Genomic DNA, 17,655 nt, shown 5'->3' with positions numbered 1-17,655 from the left:
GCGGTGTGTCACCATGTCGGCGTGACGATCCCACCGGTGTTCTGCACCATCGTGCCGCCCCACATCCTCGACAGGCTCGCGCAGGCCGATGACCCGCTCGTGTACGAGCCCGCGCAGCGCACTCTGGAGCACGACGCCCTGATGCGCACCCAACGCCGCATCGCCGCGACCCGCGGCGCCGCGCCGGCCGGTTCGCCCTCGACGGAGCCCGTCCGCACCGTCTACGACGCCCGGCACCGGGAGAGGCTTCCCGGTGAGAGGGTTCACGCGGAGAGCGACGGGCCTTCCCGCGACGCCGCCGTCAACCGGGCGCACGCCGGCCTCGGCGCGACGTTCGAGCTGTACCGGGACGCGTTCGGGAGGCACTCGCTCGATGACTCCGGGCTGCCCCTGAACGCGACCGTGCACTACGGTGAGAAGTACGGCAACGCGTTCTGGAACGGCGAGCAGATGATGTTCGGCGACGGCGACGGCGGGGTCTTCCTCGACCTCACGATCCCGGTCGACGTCATCGGCCACGAACTGACGCACGGCGTCACGCAGCACACCGCCAACCTGGAGTACTTCGGCCAGTCGGGCGCTCTGAACGAGTCGGTCTCCGACGTGTTCGGGTCCCTGGTGAAGCAGTACGCGCTGGGCCAGAGTGCCGATCAGGCCGACTGGCTCATCGGCGCCGGACTGTTCGGGCCGAACGTCCGGGGCGCGGCCCTGCGTTCCCTGAAGGCCCCGGGAACGGCGTACGACGACGAGCTGCTCGGCAAGGACCCGCAGCCGGCCGGTATGGACCAGTACGTGCGCACCAGCCGGGACAACGGCGGGGTGCACATCAACTCCGGCATCCCCAACCACGCCTTCTACCAGGTCGCCACCGCCCTCGGCGGGAACGCCTGGGAACAGCCCGGGCGGATCTGGTACACCGCCCTCACCGGCGGCGAGCTCGCCCCGGACGCCCAGTTCGCGGACTTCGCCCGCCTCACCGTGTCGGCCGCGCGCAGTCTGTACGGCGACGGCGGCGAGGCCCAGGCGGTCCTCAAGGCCTGGGCGCAGGTCGGCGTACCCGCCGCATAGCCCGCAGCCACGGTCCGGACAGGTCCCGCCGCCCTCGCGCCGGCGGAGGGGAGGACGGGAGCAGGTGGCCGAAGGCGGGGCCGCCGGTGCCGGGACGGCCGGGACACGCTCACCAACGGCGCAGCGTCCGCGCGGAGGCGGGTCGCGTGCGGTAGTCGTGGCTCGTCCCGTCCCCCCACCCGACAAGGGGTCCGCCGTCATGACATTCGCCAGATCCGCCGCCCGCGCGATCGGGTCCGCCCTGCTGCTCGCCGCCGCGCTGCTCGCCGTCCCCCTGGCCGCCGCCCAGCCGGCCGCCGCCCAGGGACCACGCAACGAGAAGGAGGCGGCGGTCTGCCGCCACGTCCTCGGCAGCCTGCTCGGCTTCGCGGGGCACCACACGACCAAGGCCTGCACCGTCCAGCCGCGGACCGCCGCCCCCACGGCCGGCTGAGTCCCGGCATGCCGTCGCCCCGCTCCACCCGAGGGCGGAGCAGGGCGCGGAGGCGCGGCGAGTGCGGTATGGTGGCGGGCGCCGCAGCAGTACGCGTAGAAACGGGGAGGTGAGAACCCATGACCGCAGTGCCGGAACGGGTGCTCCCCGGCCGCGACCGCGACACCTTCGTGCAGGACCACGCCAGGCCGTAGCGCCGGCCACCGTCCGGGCGCGCGGGACCGTCCGCCGTCCGGCGACGTATGCGCGGGGAGCCCCGGGTCGGACGACGTCCTCCCGAAATCGTGCTCCAGGGGTTCCCTTGTCTGTTCACCCGTCCGTCTCCCTCCGCTCCGCCGTCACCACCCGGCTTCGCGCCGCCGGCTGCGTCTTCGCCGAGGACGAGGCGCGCATCCTGCTCGCCGCCGCCGCGACACCCGCCGTACTCGCCGCCATGGTCCGCGACCGCGCCGCCGGCCGCCCGCTCGAACACGTCGCCGGCTGGGCCGAGTTTGCCGGCCTGCGGATCGCCGTCGACCCCGGCGTGTTCGTGCCCCGCCGGCGCAGCGAGTTCCTGGCCCGCTCCGCCGCCGCGCTCGCGCACCGGGACGCGCTGGTGGTCGACCTCTGCTGCGGCACCGGCGCCCTCGGCGCGGCGCTCGCCGCCACCGTCGCCCACCCCGTCCGGCTGTACGCCGCCGACCTCGACCCGGCCGCCGTCCGCTGCGCCCGCCGCAACCTCGCGGCGACCGGCGCCGAGGTGTCCGAGGGCGACCTCTTCCACGCCCTGCCGGCCCGCCTGCGCGGCCGGGTGGACGTGCTGCTCGCCAACGTCCCGTACGTGCCGACCGCCGACATCGCCCTGCTGCCGGCCGAGGCCCGGCTGCACGAGGCCCGCCCGGCACTGGACGGCGGTGCCGACGGCCTCGACGTGCTGCGCCGGGTGGCCGCCGAAGCCCCGCACTGGCTGGCCCCGGGCGGCGCGCTGCTCTTCGAGACCAGCGACCAGCAGGCCGCCACCGCCCTGGACGTGGTCACCGCCGCCGGCCTCGCCGCCGTGCTCGGCTACGACGACGACCTCGACGCCACCGTGGTCACCGCCACCCGCCCGCCGACCGCCCGGGCGTAGACGCGCGCACATGCGGCTGAGCGTGACGACCATGTCCGGGCGGCGGCGCGCGGAGTTGACTGAGGCCCATGAACGAGAACACCGACAGCGTCCAGCAGCCCAGCACCTCCGCCACCGCCGCCGCCCGGACCGTCCTGGTCACCGGCGGGACCGGCAAGACCGGCCGGCGGGTGGCCGAGCGCCTCACCGCGCTCGGCCACACCGCCCGGATCGGCTCGCGCACCGCGCCGGTCCCCTTCGACTGGGCCGACGACACCACATGGGACGCCGCCCTCGACGGCGTCGGTGCCGCCTACCTCGCCTACTACCCCGACCTCTCCTTCCCCGGCGCCGTGGAGACCGTCGAGGCCTTCGCCCGCCGCGCCGCCAAGGCCGGGGTCGAGCGCCTGGTGCTGCTCTCCGGGCGCGGCGAGGACGCCGCGCAGGCGGCCGAGGAGGCGGTCGCCGGGGCCGGCACCGGCTGGACGGTCGTCCGCTGCTCCTGGTTCTCGCAGAACTTCTCCGAGAGCTTCTTCCTGGAGCCGGTGCTCTCCGGTGAGCTGGCGCTGCCCACCGGCACCGCCGTCGAGCCGTTCATCGACGCGGACGACATCGCCGACGTCGCGGTGGCCGCGCTCACCGAGGACGGCCACGACGGCGAGGTCTACGAGCTGAGCGGCCCGCGCCTGCTCTCCTTCGCGGACGCCGCCGCCGAGCTGTCCGCGGCGACCGGGCGGGAGATCCGCTTCGTGGCGGTCACCGTCGAGGAGTACCGCGCGGTGCTGGCGGCCGCCGGCCTGCCGGGTGAGTTCGCCGACCTGTTCACGATGATCCTGGACGGCCGCAACGCCCATCTGACGGACGGCGTCCGGCGGGCCCTCGGCCGGGAGCCGCGCGACTTCGCCGACTACGCCCGCGACGCCGCCGCGTCCGGCGTCTGGGACGTCTGAGGCTCCCCGAGCCAACGCCCGAAGCCGGCGCAGCCTGAAGCCGACGCCCGAAGCAACGCCCCGAGCCCGTCCGATGCCCCGGGGACCGCGTGCCGCACGCGGTCCCCGGGCCGGCCGCCCCCACACCTGCTGGAGCCCCGCGCATGTCCGCCACCGTCGCCACCACCACCCGTGCGAGCGCCGCCACCGGCCCGGTCCTCGCCACCGCCGCCACCGCGATGGGCCTGATGTCCGGCCTCTTCTTCGCCTTCGACGTCTCCGTCATGCCCGGCCTCGCCGCCGGCGACGACCGCACCTATGTGACCGCCATGCAGAACATCAACACCGCCATCACCAACCCGGTCTTCGGCGCTGTCCTCGTCGGTGCCCTCGCCGTGCCCGCCGTCGGCACCTGGCTGCTGCACCGCTCCGGCGAGCGCGCCGCCACCCTCTGGACGGCGGTGGCGACCGTCCTCTACCTCGCCGCGCTGGTCCTCACCGGCACCGTCAACGTCCCCCTCAACGACCGGCTCGCCGCCGCCGGAGACCCCGCCGCCCTCACCGATCCGGCCGCCGTCCGCGCCGCCTTCGCCCCGACCTGGACCACCGCCAACATCGCCCGTACCGTCCTGTGCACCGCCGCTCTCGCCGCCCTCACCCGCGCCCTGCTCACCCACCGCCGCACCACCCGGTGACCACCGGCTCCGCGCCGGCAACCGGACCGACCACCCGGTGCACGCCGGGAATCACCCTCTAGGCTGACCGATCATGGACACCCTGACGGGATTGCTCGACGGCCCCAAGGCCCGCGGCGCGTTCGTGCTGCGCTCCGTGCTCAGCACGCCGTGGGCGCTGCGGATCGAGGACCGCGCGCCGCTGACGCTGCTCACCATGCTGGACGGCGAGGCGTGGATCCTGCCCGACGGCGGGCAGCCGGTGCCGGTACGGCCGGGGGACCTGGCGCTGCTGCGCGGACCGGACGCGTACACGGTCGCGGACGACCCGCGCAGCGAGGCGGACATCGTCGTCGGCCCCGGGCAGATCTGCTCCCGGGACGGCGTCAGCGTCGCGACCTCGATGGCGCTCGGGGTGCGGACCTGGGGCGAGACCCGGCCCGGCGACGAGCGCCCGTCGGTGATGCTGACCGGCACCTACGCGGCCGAGCACGAGATCGGCCGCCGGCTGCTGGCCCACCTGCCGACCCTGCTGGTGCGGCCCGCCGGGGTGGACACCACCGAGGACACCCTGGTCCGGCTGCTCGGCACCGAGGTCACCCGGGCCGATCCGGGCCAGGAGGTGGTACTGGACCGGCTGTTGGACCTGCTGGTGGTCGGCGTGCTGCGCGGCTGGCTCGCCGCCCCGGACGCCGATGCGCCCGGCTGGCTGCGGGCCCAGGGCGACGACGTGGTGGGCCCGGCGCTGCGGCTGCTGCACGACGATCCGGCCCGGCCGTGGACGGTGGCCGCGCTCGCCGCCGGGGTCGGGGTCTCCCGGGCCGGACTGGCCCGCCGGTTCACCGCGCTGGTCGGCGAGCCGCCGATGGCCTACCTGGCGAACTGGCGGCTGACGGTGGCCGCCGACCTGCTGCGCGACCCGGAGCTCACCATCGCGGCGGTGGCCCGCCGGGTGGGCTACGGCGACGCGTTCGCGCTCAGCACGGCGTTCAAGCGGGTGCGCGGGATCACCCCGCAGGAGCACCGCCGGTCGGCTGCCGCGGCCGACGCGTCGGAACCCGGTGTGCCGGAGACCGGCGTGCCCCGGCCCGGAGAGCCGGCGGCAGGGGCGGCGGCAGGGGCGGCGGCTACGGATGCGACGGCCCGGCCGTCCCGCCCCACGCCGACCACGGTGGTGCTGGCGGCCGGCTGAGCGGAGCGCCAACCTCCCTGCTGCGCCGATCAGTTGGGCCCGACGTCAGCAGTGCATGACCAGCGCCCAGCAGAGGAGGCCGAGCGCCACCGTGGACAGCAGCGCCCGCGCCGCGCTCCACCGCACCCGGCGCGCGCCGGAGGGGTCGAACGGGTCCGAGTACCGGGCCCGGCCGGGATCGCCGGCCTCCGCCAGCGCCTGGCTGAGCGGCAGGTTGACCGCCCTGGTCGCCACCAGCGAGCCGGTGTAGCAGACCAGCGCCCCGACCGCCGCCGGCAGCACCCGGTGCCCGTCGCTCGGCAGGTGCAGCACCACGGCGACACCGGTGAACACCAGCGTGCCGACGAAGCCGAGCAGGTACCACCCGTTCAGGACGGCCACGTTGAGCCGCTGCATCACCTGGACGACCGCGAGGTTGTCGGCGGTGCGCAGCCCCGGGGTCACCGAGGCGTAGGTGTAGAAGAGTCCGGAGGTCAGTCCGGTGGTGATGGTCGCCGCCACCAGTGCGAAGACCCGCATCGCCTCCATGTCGCCCTGCCCCCGTCCAGTCGGCCCGGCACCCGCTCGGTCGAAGCGGCCCGCCCGCCGATCATCCGTCATCGAACGGCCTTTTGCCCACTGAATTCGCCGATAGCGCAGCGATGATGACGAATGGTCATGTCTTGGCGGCCGGATCCCGCCGCGGAGGCTCAGGCTCCGGTCCGCCCGGTCAGCGCGGCGAGGAGGGCGTCGACGGTCCAGTGCCCGGCGGCGCCCGGGCGGGTGCTCAGATAGGCGGCGGTGCGGCGCGCCGACCAGCCGTGCGCGTCGGCCAGTCCGGCGGCGAGGTTGCGCAGGTAGCGGGCGCGCGGGGCGTTCAGGGTGGCCTCGGCGAGCGTCCACGGGGCGGTGAAGGTCAGCACGGGGACGCCGTCCAGCGCGCCCGGGCACACCAGGGTCTGGTAGCGGCCCGGCCCCTGCGGGTCGCGCCCGGTCCGCAGCACGGTGGCCAGGTCGAGGTCGGCGCCCGGCCCGCCGCCCATCTCCTGGGCGGCGATGTCGCTGAACTGCCCGGCGGTCAGCAGGTAGGCGCGGCCGGCCGCGGTGCCGCGCCGGCGGGGATCGTAGAAGGCCATGCCGCCGCCCCAGGTCCGCGACTCCAGGGCGAAGTAGAGCAGCCCGGGCAGGCGCACCGGCACCGTACGCTCGGGCGGCCGGGCGTCGCGGCAGCCGGGGTAGTCCCGCTCGCCCTCGGGCGGCCGCCCGCCGCGCAGGTAGCAGGCGAGCCGCCCGGTGTGCATGTTCGAGCCGTACGCGGCGTACCAGATCAGCGGCGGCACGGCCGGCACCAGGCCGGGCCGCGGGCTGACGAGCGGTCGGATCTCCTCCACGGCCGGTGACGCTACCCGACCGGCCCGCCCGCGTCGCCACGCCCGCGCCGGGGCGGGTCCGGGGCGGGTCCGGGGCGGCCTGTGGGTCAGCCCGACGTCTCGAACGGCCCCGGCGGGAAGGCGGCGGTGACGGTGCGGCCGGCGGCGCGGGCCGCCAGCGCGCGCCGCGCCGCGTACCCCCGGGCCGGGCCGGCCGCCGCGTCCAGTTCCCCGTCCGGGCGGAGCCAGGCCCAGTCGGTGATCTCCCCGTCCGGGCAGCCGAGCCGGACGGCGGTGGGGTCGGCGGTGCCGAAGTCGTGGAAGAACTGGACGATGGGGTGGTCCGCGCCCGGTGCGGGATGCTGCCAGACCACCGCGAGCAGCGGCCCGGGCGGCCGGTCGAGGCCGGTCTCCTCGCGCAGTTCGCGGGCGGCACCGGCCGGCGAGTCCTCATGGGTGTCGAGCACCCCGCCCGGGAAGTTCCACCGCCCGGCGTCCGGCCGCCGGTCCGGCTCCCGGACCCTCGGTTTCACCATCAGCAGCCGCCCGTCCGGCGCGGTCACCACGGCGGCCGTGCAGAGCCACGCGCGGGGTGTGGTGGCCAGCCACTGGGGGCGCGTCAGATGCGGACGCGCCGGGGCGTGCGCCCGCAGGAAGCGGACGGCGGCGGGGGAGACACCGGGCAGGTTGTCCGTGAAGAACCAGGAGTGCGTGGCGTGTCGGCGGAGCACGAGCCGGTCCAGCGCGCCGGGGGCGTGCGCCGCCAGCGTGAACACGTGCCACCGCGCCGCGCCGCCCTCGGCCCCGTCCGGGCACCCGTCCTCGAACACCCCGAGCGGTCGCACCGCGCCGGCGGTCACCCCGCAGACCTCGGCCAGCGCGCGGACGGCCGCCGCCGTCGGGGCCTCGGCCGGGTGGACCGGCCCGGACGGCAACTCCCAGCGGCCGTCCGGGCGGCGCAGCAGCAGGACCCGGCCCAGCGTGTCCGTGACGACCACGGCGGCGAGCGGGAGGGGGTCGGACGGGCGGTGCTCCAACTGGAGCCTCCTTCGGTGAGGGGAACGACGGGGCTCCACGGCGCCGGGCCGCCGGGTCAGTGGCCGGCGCCGAGGTTCAGCCGCATGTACCCGTCCACCGGGTCGAAGCCGAGCGTCCGGTAGAGCGGCGCGCCGGCCTCGGTGGCCCGCAGTTCGACCGACCCGCAGCCGCGCGCGCCGAGCGCCTCGACCAGCGCCGCCGTGACCGCCCGGGCATGGCCGCGCCGCCGGTGCGCCGGGTCGGTGACCACCGTGTGGATCCGCCCCCACCGCCCGGTCGGATGGCTCGGGCCCCGGTAGCCCCGGTAGACGATGCCGATCGCGCAGGCGGCGAGCCCGCCGCCGGCCGGCACCACGTAGGCGAGCAGGTCGGGGTCGCGGCCCAGCCGGTCGCGCAGGTCGTCGCGGAAGGTGCTGCGCCACCGCTCGTCCAGCGGCTCGCCGTCCAGCACCGCGACCCGCAGCCGCAGCAGTTCGTCCGCGTCCCCCGGCCCGGCCGGCCGCACTCCGGCCCCCGGCCCGGCACCCGCCCCGTCCCCGCCCACCCGGGCCACCTCCGTCCGTCCCCGCGCCGCCCCGACGTCGCTGCGGGCCCCTACCCGCCCGCACCCGCCCCGGAACCCCCGGGCCCCTCCCTGCGCTGTCGCTCCTTCGTGCCCGACCACGCCGTGAGGGTGCTGCGCAGCCGTTCCGCCTGGGCGCGATCGAGGATCGCCGTCGCCTGGTCGTACCCGCCGCCCGGGCCGTTCGCGGCGGTTCGGCCGACGGACACCCGCAGGAACTCCACCGGCGGCGGCTCCCGGTCCGCCGGGCCGTCCGCCGCCGCGGCGGCGGCGCGGACCTCGGGATGGCACTGATTCGGGATCGCGGCGACCTCCAGCCAGCCGGCGCGCGGCTGGTCGTCCGCCGGGCGACGTGCGATCCCTGGTGGGCGCGCGTCGCCGGAGCGTCGCCGTCCCCGGCGGGCAGCAGCCAGGTGGCGAGGACCGGCATCGGCCTCTCTCCGGACCCGGTCGGCGTTCGGAGCACCGGAGGCCACCTCAGTCCCCGGCCGCGGTCCCCCGAGTCTCGGCTGCCGCGTCCCGGCCCCGCCGCGCGGGGCGGAGGACGCCGCGGACGGCGTCGCGCAGCCACCGGTGGGCGCCGTCGGCGGTGTGGCGGGGGTGCCAGGCCATGCCGATCGTCAGGGGCGGCAGCGTCAGCGGGATGTCCAGCAGCCGCAGGCCCAGGGCGTGCGCGGCGTCGCTCAGGGGCGACGGGGGTTCGCCCGGCAGCGCGGTCGGCACCAGGCAGACCGTGTCGCCGGCCGCGGCGAGCGTCATCGCCGCCAGGTGGCCGGGCAGGGCGACGCCGACCCGCCGGCTGAGCCCGTGCTCGGCCAGGGCGGCGTCCAGCGGCCCGGTGAAGCGGCCCCGGCGGCCGACCGTCACATGCTCGGCGGCGGCCAGCCCGGCGGGTGTCAGCGTTCCCTCGGTGAGCGGGTGCCCGGCCCGGACGCCGGCCACCAGGCGCAGCGTGACCAGCTCCTCCACCCGGGTCTCCGGGTCGACGTGGTCGATGGCCCCGACCTCCAGGTCGATCCGGCCCTCCCGCAACGCCGGGCCCGCCTCCCACTCCTCGGCCAGTACCCGCAGCGAGACGCCCGGTGCCCGGCGGCGGGCCAGCGCGAGCAGGCCGGGTGCCAGCGCCGCGCCGACCAGGTCCGAGGCCTGGACGGTGAAGGTGCGCCGCAGCGCGGCGGGGTCGATGGCGCCGCTCGGGGTGAGCAAGGCCTCCAGCCGGCGCACCACGGCGGCGGCCTCGGCCCGCAGCTCCTCGGCGCGCGGGGTGGGCACCATCGTCTGTCCGGCCCGCACCAGCAGCGGGTCCTGGAGCACCCGGCGCAGCCGGGCCAGGGTGCGGCTCATCGCGGCGGGGGAGGTGCGCAGCCGCGCGGCGGCCCGGGTGACGCTCTGCTCGGTCAGCAGGGCGTCGAGGGCGACGGCGAGGTTGGCGTCGAGGTTCGGGGTGGGCTTCGGGTCGGTGCTGTTCACCGGCGTCATTCCGTTCCGGGCAATGATTGGTTGCTGAAGTTCCCATTGTGGCAACGGGGTTGGCGTCAGCACGATGAGGGGGCCGCACCGATCCGAGACAGACCGAGAGGTTTTCATGATCGTCATCACCGCCCCCACCGGGAACATCGGCCGCCGGCTGCTGCCGCTGCTGGTCGAGGCCGCGCCCGCGCACGGGGAGGAGCTGCGGGTCGTGGTCCGCGACCCCGCCCGGCTCCCCGAGGCCGTGCGCGGCCGGGTCGAGGTGGTCACCGGCTCGCACGGCGACGCCGCGACCGCCGAGCGCGCCTTCGTCGGCGCCGACGCCGTGTTCTGGCTGGTGCCGCCGGACGGCTCGACCACGCCCGAGCGGGCGTACAGCGGCTTCACCCGCCCGGCCGCGCGGGCGTTCGCCGCCTGCGGCGTCGGCCGGGTCGTCGGCGTCTCCGCGCTCGGGCGCGGCACCCCGCAGGCCGCCCGGGCCGGGCTGGTCACCGCCTCGCTGGCCATGGACGACCTGATCGCCGGCTCCGGCGCCGCCTACCGCGCCCTGGCCTGCCCGTCCTTCTACGAGAACCTGCTGGAGGAGGCCGGGTCGATCCGCGAGCACGGCGTCTTCACCGACACCGCCGCCGCAGACCGCCCGGCCCCGCTGGTGGCCGTCGCCGACATCGCCGCGACGGCGGCCGAACTGCTGCTGGACCGCTCCTGGACCGGCGTCGGCAGCGTCCCGGTGCTCGGCCCGCAGGACCTGTCGCCCGACGACCTGGCCCGGATCATGACCGAGCAGCTGGGCCGTCCGGTCCGCTACCGGCGCCAGGCGCTCGACGAACTGCGCTCCGCGCTGCTCGGCCACGGCCTCGACGCGGCGTTCGTCGAGGGGATGGTCGCCATGAAGCGCGCCAAGGACCGGGGCCTGGACACGGGCGTCGAGCGCTCGCCGCACACCGGCCGCCCGGCCACCGGCTTCGCGCAGTGGTGCGCCCGGACCCTCAGGCCCGCCGTCCTCGCCGCGCCGGAGGCCGCCGATGCCCGCTGACCGTGCCGAACCGGCGCCGGTCACCGCGTTCATGCTGGTCAAGACCGCGCCCGAGTGGCTGGCGATGACCGTGGCCGAACGCGTCGAGGCCTTCACCGCCCACGTCGTCCCGGTGATCGAGGCCCGCACCCGAGGCGTCCGCTCGCGCTTCTACGACACCGAGTGCTACTCGGCGCGGGTCACCGACATCTGGGTCTGGGAGGCCGACGACCACGACGCCTACCGGCTGCTGATCGACGCGCTGCGCGAAACCCCGTTCTGGGACCGCTACTTCGAGGTCGTGGAGCTGCTCGTCGGCACCGAGAACGGCTACGCCCGCAGCTACGGCCTGGAGCCGCTGGCCACCCTCGCCACCTGACCCCCACCCGGTCCCCGCCGCCGCCCCCTCACGCCTCCAGGGCGTCCGGCGGGGCGTCCGGCGACGGGGTGGAACAGGGGCGGGCGGGTCCGCCGGGCGGGGCGGGGTGGTCGAGCAGGGACCACAGGACCCAGCCCGTCAGCCCGCCGGGCACCACCACGATCCGGCTCCAGCGGGTGCCCAGCGGTGAGATCCAGGTGTCGACGATCTCGGCCCGCTCACCGCACCGGGCCAGGCCCAGCACCACGCCGTCCACCGAGTGGTCGCGCCGTACGTTGGCCGCGCTCGCGGCGACCACCCAGCCCTGCGGGGGCTCCGGAGGCGGCGGGCCGGGGTACCGCTCGGGCGGCGGACGCTGGCCGATCCCCACGGCCACCGCCAGGAGGATGAGGACCAGCAGGGACAGCGCGGCCCAGGAGGCCCTTCCGACGTGTGCAGACATACCGGGCACAACGAGCCGGCCGGGCGGGCGCGGTCGACGGCCCGCCCACGGCCACCCGGAAGGCCCTCCCGCCTCGCCCGGGAGGGTGCACCCGCCCCCGCGGGCCGTAACCCGGACCGCACCGGCCGCCGCTCGCCCAACTCCGGTACGGACAGGGCGTCCACGGAGCAACCGGCCGCCCAGGGCGGTCGCCGGACCCCCGGACGTCGGCCCCTACGATGGGGCGGCATGAACACTGGGGGGCCGGAGACGCGGCTCATCGACAACCGCTTCGAACTGCTGGAACGCCTCGGCGGCGGAGGCATGGGCCTGGTCTGGCGCGCCCGTGACACCATGCTGCACCGCGAGGTCGCGCTCAAGGAGGTCCGCCCGCCGGACCCGGCCATGGCCGCGGCCGACCCCGCCGCCGCGCACGAGCTGCGCGAGCGCGTGCTGCGCGAGGCCCGCGCGCTCGCCCGCCTCCAGCACCCCAACGTCGCGGTGATCCACCACATCGTCGACACCCCCGGGCACCCGCACCCCTGGCTGGTCATGGAACTGGTCAGCGGCGGCAGCCTCGCCGACCGGATCGCCCGCGGCCCGCTGAGCATCCCCGAGGCCGCCCGGATCGGCCGCGGCGTGCTCGCCGCGCTGGGCGCCGCGCACGGGGCCGGCATCCAGCACCGCGACGTCAAGCCCGGCAACGTACTGCTGCGTCCCGACGGCACCCCCGTCCTCACCGACTTCGGCATCGCCGCGATGCAGGACTCCACCGCGCTCACCGCCACCGGTGCGCTGATCGGCTCGCCCGAGTACATCGCGCCGGAGCGGATCCGCGGCGAGGAGGGCAACCCGTCCTCCGACCTGTGGTCGCTCGGCATGCTGCTCTACGTCGCCGTCGAGGGGCACCACCCGCTGCGCCGCGCCACCTCGCTGGCCACGCTCGCGGCCGTCCTCGACGAGCCGCTGCCGCCGCCGACCCGCTGCGGGCCGCTGGGACCGGTGCTGGCCGCGCTGCTGGCCCGCGACCCGGCGGTGCGGCCGGACGCCGCGCAGCTCGACCAGGCGCTCGCGGCCGCCGACACCGGTGCCCCCGGTGCCCATCACATGCCGGTGGCCGCGCAGCAGTACTGGCCGCCCGCGCCCCCGGCCGGTGCGCAGCCGTTCGGCGGCCACCCGTCCGGCTCGCACCCGTCCACCGGCTCCGTCGACATCACCGGGACCCAGTACCTGGGCGCGACCGACCCCGGCACGCCGCCCCCGCCGCCCGCCCGCCGCCGCACCGGCGCCGCGGTCACCCTCGCCGTCACCGGGGTCGCCCTGGCGGGCGTGCTCGCCTGGATGCTGCGCCCGGAGGGGACGGACGGCACGGCCGGCCCGGCCGCCGCGCCGAAGGGCCCGTCGGCCGCCACGACCCCGGGCGGCGCCGCCCCGTCCGCCGGCGCGGCCACGGCCACCGGTCCGGCCGCTGCACCGTCCGCCGCGCCGCCCTCGGCGGCCGGCACCGCCTCCGCCGCCACCTCGCCCGCCAAGCCGCCGGCGAACGCCCCCAAGGACCTGCTGACCCCGGAGGGCGTGCGCACCGTCGTCGCGGCGATCACCGCGCAGAGCGGCGGCACCAAGGTCAAGCAGCTCGCCGTCTACCCGGGCTACGCGATCGCCCAGGTCCCCACCGCCGACGGCCGCGGCTACGACTCGTACGACTACCGGGACGGCAAGACCACCAAGCGCATCGGCGGGTCGATGGGTTCGGCCAAGCCGGTGGACCTCGCGCAGTACGACTGGGACGTCGTCCCGGCGCTGCTGAAGAAGGCCGACGAGACCCTCAACGTGAAGGACCCGACCAGCCGCTATCTGCTCATCGACACCTGGACGGGCGACGGCGTGGCGAGCATCCGGGTCTACCTCTCCGACGCCTACCACAACGGCGGCTACCTGCTCGCGGACAGCAAGGGCAAGGTGCGCCGCACCGTCGCCGCCGACTGACCCCGCCGCCGGCGGGCGGGCGGCCCCGTCCTGCACCAAGCTGGACTGGTCCCGTGGCGCGTCGACGGTTCGCCGCGCCACGGGACCACCGTCGACCGGTCGACCCGCCGACACGTCGACCCGCCGACCCGCCGACCGAACCGACCGCCGAGCGAGGAGCCGTCGCGACCATGAGCGAGAACCACCACGTCCTGCTGCTCGACTTCACCGACCGCGCCGCCTGCCGGGCCGCCTTCGACGAGGCCGCGCACCTGCCGGGCCTGCGCCAGTCCGCGATCGTCGAGCGGCTCGCCGACGGCACCCTGGAGGTCCCGGCCGGTCAGGCGCGCGGGGCGGGCGCGCCGACCGTCGGCGCGGGCGTGGTCGGTGGCCTCGCCGGTCTGCTCGGCGGCCCGATCGGCGTCCTGCTCGGCTGGGCGGCGGGCACGGCCCTCGGCACCGCCGCCGAGGCCCGCCGCGACCACGAGGGCGGCGCCGGCCTGATCGTGCTCAGCGAGGAGGTCGACGAGGGCCACAGCATGCTGGTCCTCGACCTCGCCGAGACCTCCCCGGCCCCCGCCGACGACCTCGCCGCCCGCCACGGCACCACCCTCCGCCGCATCCCCGCCGCCGAGCTGGCCGAGCGCGTCGAAGCGGTCCGCCGAGCGGCCGACCAGCCGGGGGAGCATCAGTAGGGTGCGGTCGCCGAGGCCGTGAACACCGGCAGGGCGAGGAAGAGACGGTCGGCCGCGGCGCGCTCGCGCTGTTCGGCGATCCAGCGGTCCGTCCGCTCGCGGGGGAGCGCGCCGGCGGCGGCCGCGGTCCCGGCGAGGGCGGTGACCAGGGGGAGGGCCGCCGGGCCGGTCAGGACGGCGGTGTGCACCTCGACCGCGACGTCCGCGAACCCGGCGTCCAGCAGCAGGTCGCGGTAGCGGCGGGCGGCGCGCGGGCGGGTGGTCAGGTCGGCGCGGGCGTGCACCAGGGCACGGGTGAACGCCGGGCCGGCGGAGTCGACGACGACGGTGTCCCAGTCCTGGCCGAGCAGTACGACCCGCCCGCCGCCCACCAGGACCCGGCGGGCCTCGGCCAACGGGCGCCGCGGATCGGCCAGCTCGTAGAACACCTTGTCGGCGCGGTAGCCACCGAGGCATCCGGCAGCGGCAGTTCACCGGGGTCCCCGACCCGCAGGTCCGCCGCCGGCCACCGCCGCCGCGCGACGCCGATCATGCGCGCGCTCGCGTCCACCCCCGATCGCCCGGGCACCGCGCTCCGTCAGCTCCGCCACGGCCCGCCCGGCGCCGCAGCCGACGTCCAGCACGGTGCTGCACGGTCCGGCGCCGAGCAGGTCGTAGGACCGGGAACGCAGCCGCTCGGCGCCGGGGAGGCGGTCGGCGGCGTCGAGGCGCGCGAGGAGTTCGTCGTCCGGCGTCGCGCCGTCGGTGGCGGCGGGGGAAGGGCTCGTCTCACTGGTCATGCACGCCATGCTGGGACTTGATGTCGACATGAAGTCAAACGAGCCCCGCACACCGGAGCCCGGCGAGGAGACGCCGACGAGCATCGGTGCCCTCGCCGAACGCTTCGGCCTCGCCACGCAGGTCCTGCGGCACCGGGAGTCGGTCGGCCTGCTCGCCCCGGCCCGCGACGCCGCCGGCCGCCGCCGCTACGGCGCCGCCGACCGCACCCGCGTGGCCGTGATCCTGCGGGCCAAGGAGGCGGGACTCTCCCTCGACGCCATTCGCGCGCTGACCGCCGCCACCGCGGACGCGGCCCGGTGCCGGGACCTGCTGCGAGCCGAGGCCGAGGCGCTCCGGACCCGCATCGCGGCGGCCCAGGCCTCCCTGGACATCCTGGAGTGCGCGCTCACCTGCGACCACGAGGACGTCACCGGCTGCGCCCGGTTCCGGCAGGTGGCGGCCCCGCGCGCGGCGCCTCAGGGGTGAACCGCCTGCAAGGGGGCGGCGCGGTGGTCGGCGGCGCGTGCGGGACTGACGGTGCGTCCTGCTAGCATCCGCGCAATCCGAACGAAGATCGAACAGGGCGGGGCACGGTGCAGGAAGACCAACTGCGGAAGCAGGAGCAGTCGCAGTCTCAGCCGCAGGAGCAGGATCCGGACGGGAGATCCGCGCTCCGGCGCCGCCGGATCGCCATCGGCGTGGCGGCGGGCATGTGCACCCTCGCCCTGGTGGGCGCGAGCGCCTGGGCGATGGGCGGATCGGACGCCGCGGAGCCGGCGCCGACGGGCACGCCGGCCGCCTCGCCCACGTCGGCGGTCCCGACGACCCCGGCGCCGGAGAGCCCGACGCCCACCGCCCCGGAACCGGTCCCGTCGACCGAGGCCCCGGCCGCCCCGCCCGCCCCGGCCGCGCCGGAGACCCCGCCCGCCGAGCCCGCCGCGCCCGCCCCCGAGGCGGCCCCGCCGACGGCCGCCGAGCCGACGCCCGCCCGGCCCGCCTCGCGCCCGCCGGTCCCGGCGACCCCGCGTCCGGCCACCCCGCCGAAGACGGCTCCGACCACGCCTCCGAAGGCCGTCCAGCCCACCCGGCCGCCGGCCCCGCCCGCTCAGCCCGCCCAGCCGGCCCAGCCGCCCGTTCAGCCTCCCGCTCCGCCGGTCCAGCCGGCCGAGCCGCCCGCCCCGCCCAAGCCGGCTCCCAAGCCGACCGCCGAGCAGCCCGAGGACCCTCGGGAGGGCCCCGGTCCGGGGGAGTGGACCGTCCCGCCGCGCCCGGTTCCCACCCTGCCGACCCGCCCCGCCTCCTGCCCGCCCGGCCAGATCGCGGCCTGGGACGGCTGCCACCCGCTGCCCCCGCCGATCACGCTCTCCTGACCGTCCCCGCCCCTCCTCCGGTCGCCTGGCGACCCCCGGACCGCCCCGACGCCCGACCGCCCGGTTCGCGCCGGGCGGTCTTGATCCACCATTAGTTGAATGCTAAATTACTTTCGATGCCAGAGCCCGACCCCCAGGAGGACGAGATGACGACGACCGCCGTCGCCGACAATCCCGAGAAGTCCCGCTACGAGATCACCTCCGACGGTGAACCTGCCGGCTTCGCCGAGTATCACCGGCACGAGGGCGAGATCGCCTTCATTCACACCGAGATCGACCCGCGATTCGGCGGCCAGGGCCTCGGCGGCATCCTCGCCCGCGCCGTGCTCGACGACGCCCGCGCCAACGACCTCGCCGTGCTCCCGTACTGCCCGTTCATCCGCGGCTGGCTGACCAGGCACCCGGAGTACCACGACCTCGTCCCGGCCGCCCAGCACGAGCGGTTCGGCCTGTGACCGCCGCGCCCGCCGGGGGAGTCCCGGACGCCGAGGCCGGCTTCGTCCGCGCCGCGGCCGCCGTCGCCACCAGCACCGCCGACGACTACCGCGTCGACATCCGCTCCGGCCGCCACCACCTGACCGCCGACGAGCCCGAGTCGGCCGGCGGCGCCGACACCGCCACCACCCCGGTCGGCCTGCTGCTCTCCGCGCTCGGCTCCTGCACCGCGATCACCCTGCGGATGTACGCCCAGCGCAAGCAGTGGCCGCTGACCACCGTGCGGGTCCACCTCGGCTACGAGAAGGGACCCGAGAAGGCCGTCCGCATCACCCGGCGGATCGATCTGATCGGCGACCTCGACGACGCCCAGCGCGCCCGCCTGCTCGACATCGCCGAACGGACCCCGGTCACCCGCGCCGTCTCCGCCGGCACCCCCATCGTCCCGGCCGCCCCGCGCGCCTCGACCCACGGAAACGGTGCCCACCATGGCTGAACCCGACCTCGCCACCCCGACCGTGCGCGGCGGCCGCGCCGACACCCCGGGCGGCCCCGTCCACGAACTCCTCGCTCCGCGCGAGACCGCCCTCGGCGGCAGCACGGTCGTCCGGCGTCTCCTGCCGAACCTGGGTCGTCGGATGGTGGGCGCGTGGTGCTTCGTGGACCACTACGGTCCGGACGACATCGCGGACGAGCCGGGCATGCAGGTGCCCCCGCATCCGCACATGGGCCTGCAGACGGTCAGCTGGCTGCACGCCGGCGAGGTCCTGCACCGCGACAGCCTCGGCAGCCTCCGGACGGTGCGCCCGCGCGA

23 protein-coding genes are annotated in these 17,655 nt (G+C 76.7%); 15 read left to right on the top strand and 8 right to left on the bottom strand.

The features are described 5' to 3' along the window. The first annotated feature begins 21 nt into the window (after nt 1–21). From ACFZBX_RS23280 to ACFZBX_RS23255, 6 genes are all read left to right on the top strand, one after another. A complete protein-coding gene (locus tag ACFZBX_RS23280; RefSeq protein ID WP_391535703.1) occupies nt 22–1,068 on the top strand; it encodes a M4 family metallopeptidase in 1,047 nt (348 codons plus the stop codon). 199 nt (nt 1,069–1,267) lie between these two features. Then, entirely contained in the window at nt 1,268–1,501 is a 234-nt protein-coding gene (locus ACFZBX_RS23275) for a hypothetical protein (RefSeq protein WP_391535702.1), read from the top strand. Nucleotides 1,502–1,802: 301 nt separating this feature from the next. Beyond that, on the top strand, nt 1,803–2,609 hold the full coding sequence (locus ACFZBX_RS23270) for a putative protein N(5)-glutamine methyltransferase (RefSeq protein WP_391535701.1): 807 nt from the start codon (nt 1,803–1,805) through the stop codon (nt 2,607–2,609). Nucleotides 2,610–2,677: 68 nt separating this feature from the next. Further along, nucleotides 2,678–3,538, top strand: coding sequence for an NmrA family transcriptional regulator (locus ACFZBX_RS23265; protein ID WP_391535700.1), 861 nt, complete (start codon nt 2,678–2,680; stop codon nt 3,536–3,538). Nucleotides 3,539–3,681: 143 nt separating this feature from the next. Beyond that, nucleotides 3,682–4,212, top strand: coding sequence for a DUF1772 domain-containing protein (locus ACFZBX_RS23260; RefSeq protein ID WP_391535699.1), 531 nt, complete (start codon nt 3,682–3,684; stop codon nt 4,210–4,212). Between the two features lie 73 nt (nt 4,213–4,285). Then, nucleotides 4,286–5,383 carry an AraC family transcriptional regulator gene (locus ACFZBX_RS23255; RefSeq protein WP_391535698.1) on the top strand — a complete coding sequence of 366 codons (1,098 nt, stop codon included), beginning with the start codon at nt 4,286–4,288 and terminating at the stop codon, nt 5,381–5,383. A gap of 45 nt (nt 5,384–5,428) precedes the next feature. On the opposite strand, the gene ACFZBX_RS23250 is transcribed toward ACFZBX_RS23255, so the two are convergent. The 5 genes from ACFZBX_RS23250 to ACFZBX_RS23230 all read right to left on the bottom strand — a co-directional run bounded on the left by ACFZBX_RS23250 (nt 5,429) and on the right by ACFZBX_RS23230 (nt 9,811). Beyond that, a complete protein-coding gene (locus ACFZBX_RS23250) occupies nt 5,429–5,902 on the bottom strand; it encodes a DUF1772 domain-containing protein (protein WP_391535697.1) in 474 nt (157 codons plus the stop codon). A gap of 170 nt (nt 5,903–6,072) precedes the next feature. Then, the gene (locus tag ACFZBX_RS23245) at nt 6,073–6,663 is read right to left on the bottom strand and encodes a histone deacetylase (protein WP_391535837.1); all 591 of its coding nucleotides are present in this window, start codon (nt 6,661–6,663) and stop codon (nt 6,073–6,075) included. A gap of 176 nt (nt 6,664–6,839) precedes the next feature. Continuing rightward, the gene (locus tag ACFZBX_RS23240) at nt 6,840–7,769 is read right to left on the bottom strand and encodes an NUDIX hydrolase (protein WP_391535696.1); all 930 of its coding nucleotides are present in this window, start codon (nt 7,767–7,769) and stop codon (nt 6,840–6,842) included. Between the two features lie 56 nt (nt 7,770–7,825). Further along, entirely contained in the window at nt 7,826–8,314 is a 489-nt protein-coding gene (locus ACFZBX_RS23235; RefSeq protein WP_391535695.1) for a GNAT family N-acetyltransferase, read from the bottom strand. Nucleotides 8,315–8,809: 495 nt separating this feature from the next. Continuing rightward, the gene (locus ACFZBX_RS23230) at nt 8,810–9,811 is read right to left on the bottom strand and encodes a LysR family transcriptional regulator (protein ID WP_391535694.1); all 1,002 of its coding nucleotides are present in this window, start codon (nt 9,809–9,811) and stop codon (nt 8,810–8,812) included. Nucleotides 9,812–9,917: 106 nt separating this feature from the next. Here ACFZBX_RS23230 and ACFZBX_RS23225 point away from each other — a divergent pair, with 106 nt between their 5' ends. Next, nucleotides 9,918–10,838: an NAD(P)H-binding protein gene (locus tag ACFZBX_RS23225; protein WP_391535693.1), complete on the top strand. Its 921-nt coding sequence runs from the start codon at nt 9,918–9,920 to the stop codon at nt 10,836–10,838. Next, nucleotides 10,828–11,196, top strand: a complete 369-nt coding sequence (locus tag ACFZBX_RS23220; protein ID WP_391535692.1) for a darcynin family protein — start codon at nt 10,828–10,830, stop codon at nt 11,194–11,196. The genes ACFZBX_RS23225 and ACFZBX_RS23220 overlap by 11 nt, the downstream gene beginning before the upstream one ends. A gap of 28 nt (nt 11,197–11,224) precedes the next feature. Here the strand turns inward: ACFZBX_RS23220 and ACFZBX_RS23215 are convergent, their stop codons facing one another. Then, complete coding sequence (locus ACFZBX_RS23215; RefSeq protein ID WP_391535691.1) at nt 11,225–11,638, bottom strand: hypothetical protein; 414 nt, start codon at nt 11,636–11,638, stop codon at nt 11,225–11,227. A gap of 228 nt (nt 11,639–11,866) precedes the next feature. Here ACFZBX_RS23215 and ACFZBX_RS23210 point away from each other — a divergent pair, with 228 nt between their 5' ends. After that, entirely contained in the window at nt 11,867–13,603 is a 1,737-nt protein-coding gene (locus ACFZBX_RS23210; RefSeq protein WP_391535690.1) for a serine/threonine-protein kinase, read from the top strand. Nucleotides 13,604–13,773: 170 nt separating this feature from the next. Further along, nucleotides 13,774–14,277, top strand: coding sequence for a histidine kinase (locus ACFZBX_RS23205; protein WP_391535689.1), 504 nt, complete (start codon nt 13,774–13,776; stop codon nt 14,275–14,277). On the opposite strand, the gene ACFZBX_RS23200 is transcribed toward ACFZBX_RS23205, so the two are convergent. Then, the gene (locus ACFZBX_RS23200; protein WP_391535688.1) at nt 14,271–14,705 is read right to left on the bottom strand and encodes a hypothetical protein; all 435 of its coding nucleotides are present in this window, start codon (nt 14,703–14,705) and stop codon (nt 14,271–14,273) included. The genes ACFZBX_RS23205 and ACFZBX_RS23200 overlap by 7 nt on opposite strands. 42 nt (nt 14,706–14,747) lie before the next feature. After that, nucleotides 14,748–15,056 carry a hypothetical protein gene (locus ACFZBX_RS23195; protein WP_391535687.1) on the bottom strand — a complete coding sequence of 103 codons (309 nt, stop codon included), beginning with the start codon at nt 15,054–15,056 and terminating at the stop codon, nt 14,748–14,750. 28 nt (nt 15,057–15,084) lie between these two features. Between ACFZBX_RS23195 and ACFZBX_RS23190 the strand changes: the two genes are divergently transcribed. From ACFZBX_RS23190 to ACFZBX_RS23170, 5 genes are all read left to right on the top strand, one after another. After that, nucleotides 15,085–15,522, top strand: a complete 438-nt coding sequence (locus ACFZBX_RS23190) for a MerR family transcriptional regulator (protein WP_391535686.1) — start codon at nt 15,085–15,087, stop codon at nt 15,520–15,522. 107 nt (nt 15,523–15,629) lie between these two features. Next, nucleotides 15,630–16,406, top strand: coding sequence for a hypothetical protein (locus ACFZBX_RS23185; protein WP_391535685.1), 777 nt, complete (start codon nt 15,630–15,632; stop codon nt 16,404–16,406). A 116-nt stretch (nt 16,407–16,522) separates the two neighbouring features. Next, nucleotides 16,523–16,861, top strand: coding sequence for a GNAT family N-acetyltransferase (locus ACFZBX_RS23180; protein WP_391535684.1), 339 nt, complete (start codon nt 16,523–16,525; stop codon nt 16,859–16,861). Then, the gene (locus tag ACFZBX_RS23175) at nt 16,858–17,337 is read left to right on the top strand and encodes an OsmC family protein (RefSeq protein ID WP_391535683.1); all 480 of its coding nucleotides are present in this window, start codon (nt 16,858–16,860) and stop codon (nt 17,335–17,337) included. Before ACFZBX_RS23180 ends, ACFZBX_RS23175 begins: the two co-directional genes overlap by 4 nt. Further along, nucleotides 17,330–17,655, top strand: a 326-nt coding sequence (locus ACFZBX_RS23170; protein ID WP_391535682.1) for a pirin family protein, incomplete at its 3' end; no start/stop codon positions are given. The genes ACFZBX_RS23175 and ACFZBX_RS23170, both read left to right, overlap by 8 nt.

Origin of the sequence: Kitasatospora sp. NPDC008115 (assembly GCF_042957205.1) — a bacterium.
GTDB lineage: Bacteria > Actinomycetota > Actinomycetes > Streptomycetales > Streptomycetaceae > Kitasatospora.
This window is presented reverse-complemented; position numbering and strand designations above follow the sequence as displayed.